This window comes from Planomonospora algeriensis, assembly GCF_977012225.1.
Genome location: NZ_CDRNDK010000286.1, coordinates 1 through 8,448 on the forward strand (window position 1 = coordinate 1; position 8,448 = coordinate 8,448).

At 74.6% G+C, this 8,448-nt stretch carries 6 protein-coding genes; 1 reads left to right on the forward strand and 5 read right to left on the reverse strand.

All coding sequences use genetic code 11. From position 1 onward, the window contains the following. Positions 1 to 134 precede the first annotated feature (134 nt). The 5 genes from ACWJ6R_RS24625 to ACWJ6R_RS24645 form a co-directional block, all read right to left on the reverse strand. Positions 135 to 1,496, reverse strand: coding sequence for a 2-oxo acid dehydrogenase subunit E2 (locus tag ACWJ6R_RS24625; protein ID WP_449064508.1), 1,362 nt, complete (start codon positions 1,494 to 1,496; stop codon positions 135 to 137). Continuing rightward, positions 1,489 to 2,520 (reverse strand): alpha-ketoacid dehydrogenase subunit beta, encoded by a 1,032-nt coding sequence (locus ACWJ6R_RS24630; protein WP_449064509.1) that lies wholly within the window; start codon positions 2,518 to 2,520, stop codon positions 1,489 to 1,491. Before ACWJ6R_RS24630 ends, ACWJ6R_RS24625 begins: the two co-directional genes overlap by 8 nt. A 72-nt stretch (positions 2,521 to 2,592) precedes the next feature. Continuing rightward, positions 2,593 to 3,531 carry a thiamine pyrophosphate-dependent dehydrogenase E1 component subunit alpha gene (locus ACWJ6R_RS24635; RefSeq protein WP_449064510.1) on the reverse strand — a complete coding sequence of 313 codons (939 nt, stop codon included), beginning with the start codon at positions 3,529 to 3,531 and terminating at the stop codon, positions 2,593 to 2,595. A 32-nt stretch (positions 3,532 to 3,563) separates the two neighbouring features. Continuing rightward, the gene (locus ACWJ6R_RS24640; protein WP_449064511.1) at positions 3,564 to 3,803 is read right to left on the reverse strand and encodes a phosphopantetheine-binding protein; all 240 of its coding nucleotides are present in this window, start codon (positions 3,801 to 3,803) and stop codon (positions 3,564 to 3,566) included. Positions 3,804 to 3,874: 71 nt separating this feature from the next. Next, positions 3,875 to 6,640 carry an AMP-binding protein gene (locus tag ACWJ6R_RS24645; RefSeq protein WP_449064512.1) on the reverse strand — a complete coding sequence of 922 codons (2,766 nt, stop codon included), beginning with the start codon at positions 6,638 to 6,640 and terminating at the stop codon, positions 3,875 to 3,877. 361 nt (positions 6,641 to 7,001) lie between these two features. On the opposite strand from ACWJ6R_RS24645, the gene ACWJ6R_RS24650 reads away from it, so the two are divergent. Next, positions 7,002 to 8,448, forward strand: a 1,447-nt coding sequence (locus ACWJ6R_RS24650; protein WP_449064513.1) for a condensation domain-containing protein, incomplete at its 3' end; no start/stop codon positions are given.

Below are 8,448 nucleotides of genomic sequence, written 5' to 3' on the forward strand. Positions count from 1 at the left end.
GCCGCGGACGGCGCGGACTGGCGCGGACGGCGCGGACGGCGCCGGGGCCGATACGGCCTGCGCGGCCGGAGCCGATACGGACGGCGCGGCCGGAGCCGGGGCCGAAGCGGTCGGCGTGGTCGAGGTGGTCTCGGTCATTCGATCTCCTGGCGGAGTGCGGCCAGGAACAGTGCGGCGTCCCTGCCGTTGACGAGGCGGTGGTCGTAGGCCAGGCCGATGTCGGCGACGGTCCGCACCGTCACCGAGCCGTCGGCGGCCAGGACGGTCTCCGGCCGCGGGGAGGTCACCGCGAGGGCGGCGGCCGTGCCGGGCAGGACGATCGGGACGGCGAGGACCACGTCGGCGTCGGTGTGCAGGGTGACCGTGATGTTCGCCCCGGTCAGGTCCTGCTCCCGGAAGCCGCCGGACGCGGCGGCCAGCCGGTGGCGCATCAGCGTGGCGGCGATCTCGCGCAGGGAGCCGGTCTCGCGGACGACCGGCACGTACAGGCCCTCGCCCAGGTCGAAGGTGACCCCGACGCAGGGGGCGGCGGAGAGCCGGACCACCGGCCCCGCCGGGCCGGGCGCGCTCCCGGACGCGCTCCCGAACGCGTTCCCGGACGCGTCCTCGACGGAGGCGAACAGCAGCGGGAACCTCCCGTGCAGCCCGGCCACCGCCTGCACGAACAGCTCGGGCAGCCCGACCGGCCTGCGCACCTCGCGGGTGAGCGCGCCCGCCCGCTCCAGCGCCCGGCCGACGTCGAAGCGCATCACGGTGTAGGCGGCCGGGACCATCCGGTGGGAGAGGGTGACGGCGCGGGCCACGGCCCGCTGCACCTTCGACAGCTCGTGCCGGCCGGCCGCGTCCTCCTCCCCGCCGGGGCGCGCGGGGCCGGGGACGTTCCCGCCCTCGGAAGCACTGGCGTCCCCGGGGTCCTTCTCCTCCCCGGGAGCACGGACGTCCCCGGTGTTCTCCCCCTTCCCGGGAGCAGGCGTACCGGCGAGGCGTTCGACGTCCGCCCGGCGGACCAGGGGCAGTCCCAGCGCCAGCACCCGCTTCTCGGGGACGCCCAGCTCCTCCATGGCGGCCCGGGCCGGGTCGGTGATCAGGGAGGCGGCGGCCGTACCCGGCGGCCCGTCCCCGGCCGGAGAGCCCGCGGATGCCCTTGCCGGAGAGCCGGCCGTGACACCGGCCCCCGGCGCGGCGGGGATCTCCGCGGTTCCGGCGGGCGCCTCCGCGGTTCCGGCGGGCGGCGGAGACGGGGATCCGGTGCTTCCGGCCGGGTTCCCGGAGACGACACGGGCCAGCACGGCGCCCGGGGCGACCCAGGCGTCCTTGGCCGCGACGTGGACCAGCCGCCCGGAGACGGCCGCCTCGATCTCGTCGGCGGCCTTGGAGGTCTCCAGGACCGCCACCGGCTCACCGGCGCGCACCGGCTCGCCGTCGCCGACGAGCCATTCCACGACCAGGTACTCGGTGTCCTGGTTGTTCAGCTTGGGAACGAGGACGTCAGCCACGCAGGGCCTCCCGTACGGCGCGGTGGATCGCGGACTCATCGATCAGGACCTCCCGCTCCAGGTGGGCGGCGGTCGGGATCACCGACGCCCGGGAGCAGACCAGGCGGACGGGCCCCCGCAGCCGGTCCCAGACGCGCTGGTGGACCAGGTGGGCGACCTCGCTCCCCCAGGTGCCGCCGGCGGTGCCCTCCTCGGCGACCAGCACGACCCCGCCGAGGTACGGCAGCAGCGCCTCGACGTCCAGCGGGTACAGCCGGGACGGCACCAGCAGCCGGCAGGAGACCTCCTCCTCCAGCAGCAGCGACCGCATCGCGCCCAGCGCCCGGTGCGCCGTCCCGCCCGGTGCGACGATCACGCAGTCGGGGCGGGCTGCGAGTTCCGGCACGTCCGGGTCCACCACGGCCAGGTCGCCGTCGCGGCGCACCCGGAACAGCGGGTCCGCCTGGCCCATCGGCCGGGTGTAGAGGATCTTGTCCTCGAAGAACAGGCACGGCTCGCCCCGGTCCACCATGGCCGCGAGCACCTCGCGGTTGTCGTGGAAGGGCGACATCTCGTACAGCGCCAGGCCCGGCATGCCGATGAAGTGCTTCTGCAGGCTCTGGCTGTGCGTGGGGCCGTAGCCCCGGCCGCCGCCGGTGGGGCAGCGCACGACCATCCGCAGCGGCAGGCGCGAGCCGTACATCGACACCGACTTGGCGGCGAAGTTGCACAGCTGGTCGAAGGCGAGCGCGGCGAAGTCGCCGAACATGATCTCGGCCACCGCGGTGTTGCCGGTCAGCGCGAGCCCGGCCGCGACGCCGGTGAGCGCGCCCTCGCTGATCGGGGTGGTGATCACCCGGCCGGGGAAGCGGCTGGACAGCCCCTTGGTGATCTTGAAGGCGCCGCCGTACGGGTCGAGGACGTCCTCGCCCAGCACGTACGCCGCGGGATCGTCGGCGAGCAGCCCGTGCAGGGCGGCGTTGAGGTTCTCGGCTACACGCACGGCGGCCACCACTCGGTGCGGGGACTCCCCGCTGTACGGCACGGCGGCCATCCCTCGGTGCGGGCGTTCTCTGCTACGCGCACGGCGACCACCTCGCGCCGCTGAGGTTCTGCGCTATTCGCACGGTGACCACCTCGACGGCGGCCGGGCGGAGACCTCCGCGACGACGCCCTCGACCAGCGCCTTGGCGCGGGCGTCGAGCGGGTGGAAGTGATCGGGGTGGTCGTGGGCGTAGCGGGCGTACCAGTCGTGCTCCCGCGCCGCGCGGACCGCCTCGGGCGGGCGGGTGTCGTCGCCCTTGCTGTGCGGGCCGAGCCGGTGGGTGCGGAACTCCACCACCAGCGGCCGGCCCTGCCGCACCCGGGCGACCAGCGGTTCCAGGGCGGGGCGGATCTCGTTGACGTCGGCCGAGACGACCAGGTGGTGGCCGATCCCGAACGCCGCCGCCCGCCCGGCGATGGTCCCGGCGAGTTGCGCGCCGGTGGGCGTGGACTGGGCGATGCCGTTGTTCTCCACCACCACCAGCAGCGGCAGGTCCCAGAGCGCGGCCAGGTTCAGCGCCTCGTAGACCGCGCCCTCGCCCCAGGTGCCGTCGCCGATGTGGACGCAGGCCAGCGTCCCCGGCTCGGTGCGCCGCAGGTGCAGGGCGACCCCGGCGGCGACCGGCAGGCTCTCCCCCTGCACGCCCGTGGACAGGTAGCGGTCGCGGTGCAGGTGCTGGCTGCCGCCCACGCCGCCGCAGACCGCGCCCTCCCTGCCCATGACCTCCGCCAGCAGCCCGTGCGCGTCGCCGAACCGGGCCAGGTAATGGCCGTGGCCGCGGTGGTTGCTGAACACGAAGTCACCGGGTCGCAGCAGGGGGCGCAGCGCCACCGGCACGTACTCCTGGCCCAGGCAGGTGTGGGTGGTGCCGTTCAGCTCACCGGCGCCGTACAGCCGGAGCAGCTCCAGCTCGAAGTGCCGGATCAGCAGGAGCAGCACGAGGTCGTCGTCGGCCAGCCGGGAGAGCCGCGCCGGGCTCGTCACCGGAGCCGGGGCGAGGGTCTCAGTCATCGCTCTCGGTCATCGCTCTCAGCCGCTCTCGGTCATCGGTCGCGGTCGCCGCCGAGGACCGCGACGATCCCGGCGATGGTGGGGTTGTCGAAGAAGTCGTCCAGCTCGACGTCCACGCCGAGGCGCTTGCGCATCCGGACGATGATCTGCGTGATGGTCAGGGAGTGGCCGCCGAGGTCGAAGACGTCGTCGTGGTCGTCGATCGGCGAGATGCCCAGGACCTCCTCCCAGATCTCCCGGATCTGCTCGTTGAGGGTGGTGACGGAAGCCATCTCGTTCTCCAGGTGGTCGTACGGCGGGCCGCCGGCGATCCCGGCGGGCCGCGGGGATCGGCGGCGGACGTTCAGCGGGGGGCAGTGCGGAGGGCCGCCAGGTCGCGCAGGCGCAGGCCGGGGTCGCGGCCGGCGCGCTCCAGCAGCAGGCGCAGGTCGTCGGCGACCGGACGGGCGTCCGGCAGCGCTCCGGGGTCGTGGCGCAGGGCTACGGCCAGGCCGTCCGGCCCGTCCACGCACTGCAGGTGGAGCGCGCCCCGGACGGAGCCGTTGGGGACCGTCCGGTCCACCGCGCACTCCAGGCCGGTGAAGACCGGGTCCGGCACGGTCCGGGCGCGGTAGCTGACCGAGACGGGCGCCAGCGCGGCGTGCGGCCGCAGGCGGGGCAGCGCCCGGCTCAGCGGGACCCGGCGGAACCGGTAGACCTCCCGCAGCCCGGCGCGCAGCCGCGCGGCGAACCCGCCGAAGATCTCCTCCGGGTCCGGGCGCGAGGCGACGGGCAGCTCGTTGACGAACACGCCGACGTGCCCGGCGGCCTCGGGGGGCCGGGTGGACAGGTCCACCGCCGTGGTGACGGCGGCGTTGCCGTACCCGGCCAGCAGGGTGTGCAGCGCGGCGAGCAGCGTCTCGAACCGGGTCAGTCCGGCGACGGGCGCCAGGTCCGCGCGGAAGCGGAGCGTACGGCCCGCGGCCGCCCGCCGGGAGCGCAGCGCCCGGCCGCGCACCAGGGTCTCGCCGGGCTCGTGCCAGCGCTCCGCCCAGAACTCCCGGGCGGCCGGAAGCTCCGCGGCGACCCGCTCGCGTTCGGCCCGGCCGTGGTCGAGCACGGGTGGCCGGGCGGGGTCCTCGCCGTTGTACAGCGCGGCGAGATCGGCCACCAGGATGTCCTTGGAGTGCCCGTCGAAGACCAGGTGGTGGGCGACGAACGCCAGGGTGTGCCGTCCGGGGCCGGTCCGGTACAGGGTGAACCGGACCAGCGGCCCGCCGTCCACATCGAACGGGGCGAAGACCTCCTCGCGTACGGCCTCGGGCCAGTCGTCCGGGTCCCCCTCGACCGGCCCCGCTCCGGGCCGGTGCCGTACCGGCACCGGGGCACCGGGGACGAGCCGGAGCCCGCCGCCCGCCTCGGCCGCGACGGAGCCCAGCACCGGGTGCCGCTCCACGACCGCGGCGCAGGCCGCCGCGAGGGCGTCCGCGTCCAGATCGCCGCGAAGGTGGACGAGGAGCGGCATGTGGTAGGCCGTGCCCGCCCCGGTGGTCTGCTCGGTCACCCACATGCCCTGCTGGAGGAAGGTGGCCTCGGCTCCCCGTGATGCGGTCCGGGACGCCTGCCCGGGACCTCCGGGCCCGCCGGCCTTTCCGGGCCCGCCGGCCTTTCCGGGCCCGCCGAACCCCAGGCTCCCGCGCAGCGCCCGCTTGTCGACCTTGCCGCCCGCGTTGCGGGGCAGCGCGGCGACCTCGGCCACGTGCGCGGGCAGTTCCTGCGGTGCGAGCCGGTCGGTGAGGAAGAGGCGCAGTTCCCCGGCGGTCAAGGGCTCGCGGACGACCACGGCGACGGCGACGACCGTTCCCAGGACCGGGTGCGGCACCCCGAACGCGGCCGCCTCGACCACGGCCGGGTGCTCGAACACGGCCTCCTCGACGCGGATCGTGGAGACCTTGTAGGCGCCGGACTTCACCACGTCGCCCTCCCGGTCGACGAGGTAGAGGTAGCCGTCGGGGTCCAGGCGGCCGAGGTCGCCCATCCGCACCCAGCCGTCGCGGAAGGTCCCGGCGTCCGGGTCCCCGTAGTAGGCGCGCGGGGCCGCCGGGGAGCGCATCCACACCTCGCCGGTCTCGCCCTGCGGGAGCGGCTCCCCCTCCGGGGTGGCGATCCTGACCCGGCCTCCGGCCACCGCCCGGCCCACGCTGCCGGGCCGCTCCGGATCGAACATCATGACCGTCTGGGCGGGGGCCGCCTCGGTGGAGGTGTAGTAGTTGGCGATCGCCGCGTTGGGAAAGGCCTTGGTCAGCGCCTCGGCGACCGCGGCGGGCAGCGGCGCGGCGGCGGAGCCGAGCAGCAGCACGCTGGACAGGTCGTACCGCTCCGCGACACCCGCGTTGAGCAGTTCGATCGCCATCGCCGGGACGAGGAAGACCGTCCCGGCCCGGTACTCCTCGATCAGCGCGGCGAAGCGTCCGGGGGTGAAGCGGGGCGGGGTCACCACGGCGGGGCAGGCGTCCAGCGCGTTGACCAGCATGGTCTGGCCGGCGTTGGTGCCGATCGGGAAGGCGTGCACCAGGTGGCGGGAGTGCGCGAACGGGCGGCGTCTCGTGCCGCAGCCGTGCGCCAGGTTGGCGTGGGTCGCCGAGACGCCCTTGGGCCGACCGGTGGTGCCCGAGGTGTAGAGGATCTGCGCGAGATCGCCGGGCGCGGGCTCGGGAAGCCGGTCGTGGGATGTCTGCGTGTGCAGGTCGCCGGGTGTCACGGTCCAGCGGCCGTCACCGGGGACCTCCAGCCCCTCGGCGTGGACCACCCCGGCCGCGCCGCAGTGGCCGAGCATGAAGCGCAGGTCGGCGGCGGAGAGCCGGTCGGACAGCGGTACGGCCGCGGCCCCGGCCTTGAGCACGCCGAAGAACGCCACGGCGTAGTCGGCCCAGTCTGCGTTCCCGAAGACCAGTCCCACCCGGTCGCCGCGGGCCACGCCGCGCTCCACCAGGCCGTTCGCGACGGCGGTGGACCGTTCGTGCCACCGGCCGTAGGTCAGCGGCGCCGAGCCTTGGACGATCAGCGCGACCCCGTCGGGCTCAGCCAGCGCCCGGTCTCCGAGCAGACGGGTGACGGTCAGGTTCACCATGTGAACCTCCCACTAAAGATCGGATGTATATGGCCCAGATGCGCATGAACGTCGCGGCCACAACAGAAAAGAATCTTTACTATTTCAATCCGGGCGACAGTCTTACATGATCGGGACAAGCACACAAGACCCCATCCCGCGGAGCGCCCGCAAGGCCGGGAACCCTTGCCTCGCCGGGTCTTGCGGACCCGGAACGGAGGTGTAAAACTGGCGAGCCATATCTAACCGGAAAGTTTCTTTCCAGAAGGTGACCCGCCGGTAACCCAGGAGAACTGGGCGAATAGCCGCAGAGCGGGCGTCAGCGTTCCGCTTCTTTCACGCCCGGGCGAACGCGAGCCCCACTCCGCCGAAGGAGCCCCTCGTGCCCCGACCAGAGACCGCCTCCCCCGGCGGCTCCCCCGCAGGCCTGGCGGCGGAGCGTCCGCTCTCGCACGGCCAGCAACGGCTCTGGTTCCTCCACCGGTTCGATCCCGCCGACCCGAGCCACAACACCTCCTATGTTTACCGGTTGAAAGGTTTTCTTGACAAGGCCGCCCTGGCCGCCGCGTTCACCGCGGTCGCGGCCCGGCACGAGAGCCTGCGCACCCGCTTCCGCGAGGTGGACGGGGAACCGGTGGCGGTCGTCGACCCGCCGGCGCCCGTGGCGCTCCACCGCCTGACCGCCTCCGGCGAGCAGGAGGCCCGCGACCTGGTGGCCGCGCTGACCAACACCGCCTTCGACCTGACCGCCGCACCGCCGTTCCGGGTCACGCTGATCGAGCTGGGCCCGGACGACCACGTGCTCTGCGTGGTCGTGCACCACATCAACAGCGACGGCTGGTCGCTCAACGTGCTGCGCGCCGAGGTCGCCGCCTGCTACGGCGGCCGCGGCTCCGCCCTTCCGGACCTCCCCCTGCAGTACGGCGAGCACGCCCGCGAACGGCGGTGGACGGATGACGACCTGCGCTGGTGGACCGACCGCCTGGCCGGGGTCCCCCCGCTCGACCTGCCCGCCGACCGGCCGCGTCCGGCCCGGCGCTCCTGGGCGGGGGACGCGCTCGGCTTCCGGATCGACCCGGAGCGGGCCGCCGCGATCACCGCGCTCGCCCGGCGGGCGCGCTGCACGCCGTACATGGTGCTGTTCGCCGCCTACCAGGTGCTCCTGGCCCGGCACACCGGGCAGGAGGACTTCTGCGTGGGCACCCCGGCGGCCGGGCGCGACCGCGTCGAGCTGGAATCCATGATCGGTTTCCTGTCGAGCACGCTGCCCGTCCGCTGCGACCTGTCCGGCGACCCCTCCTTCACCGAGCTGCTCCGGCGCACCCGGCGCTCGGTGCTGGACGCGCTCGCCCGCCAGGACGTGCCGTTCGAGCGCCTGGTGACCGAGCTCGGCGTGCCGCGCGACCTCAGCCGGACCCCGGTCTTCCAGACGATGTTCGCCCTGCACACCCACGGCGAGGACCCCGAGCCGCTGCCCGGCCTGTCGGCGGTCCCGTTCCCCAACGGCTGGCACCCCGCGCGCCACGACCTGTCGGTGGACATCGCCCCCGCCCCCGACGGCGCCTTCGACGGCACCGTCATCTACAGCACCGAGCTGTTCGACCGCGAGAGCGCGGCCATGCTCGTCGAGCGGTTCCAGGAGCTGCTCGCGTCGGCCGTCGCCGAGCCCGACCTGCCGGTGGGCGCGCTGCGCATGCTGCCGGAGGCGGAGCTGGCCCTGCTGGACGCCTGGAACGCGACCGGCGCGGAGCTGCCCGAGGCGACGCTGGCGGACCTGGTGCTGGCGCAGGCCGAGGCCGCCCCGGCGCGTGGCGGTCGTCTGCGGCGCG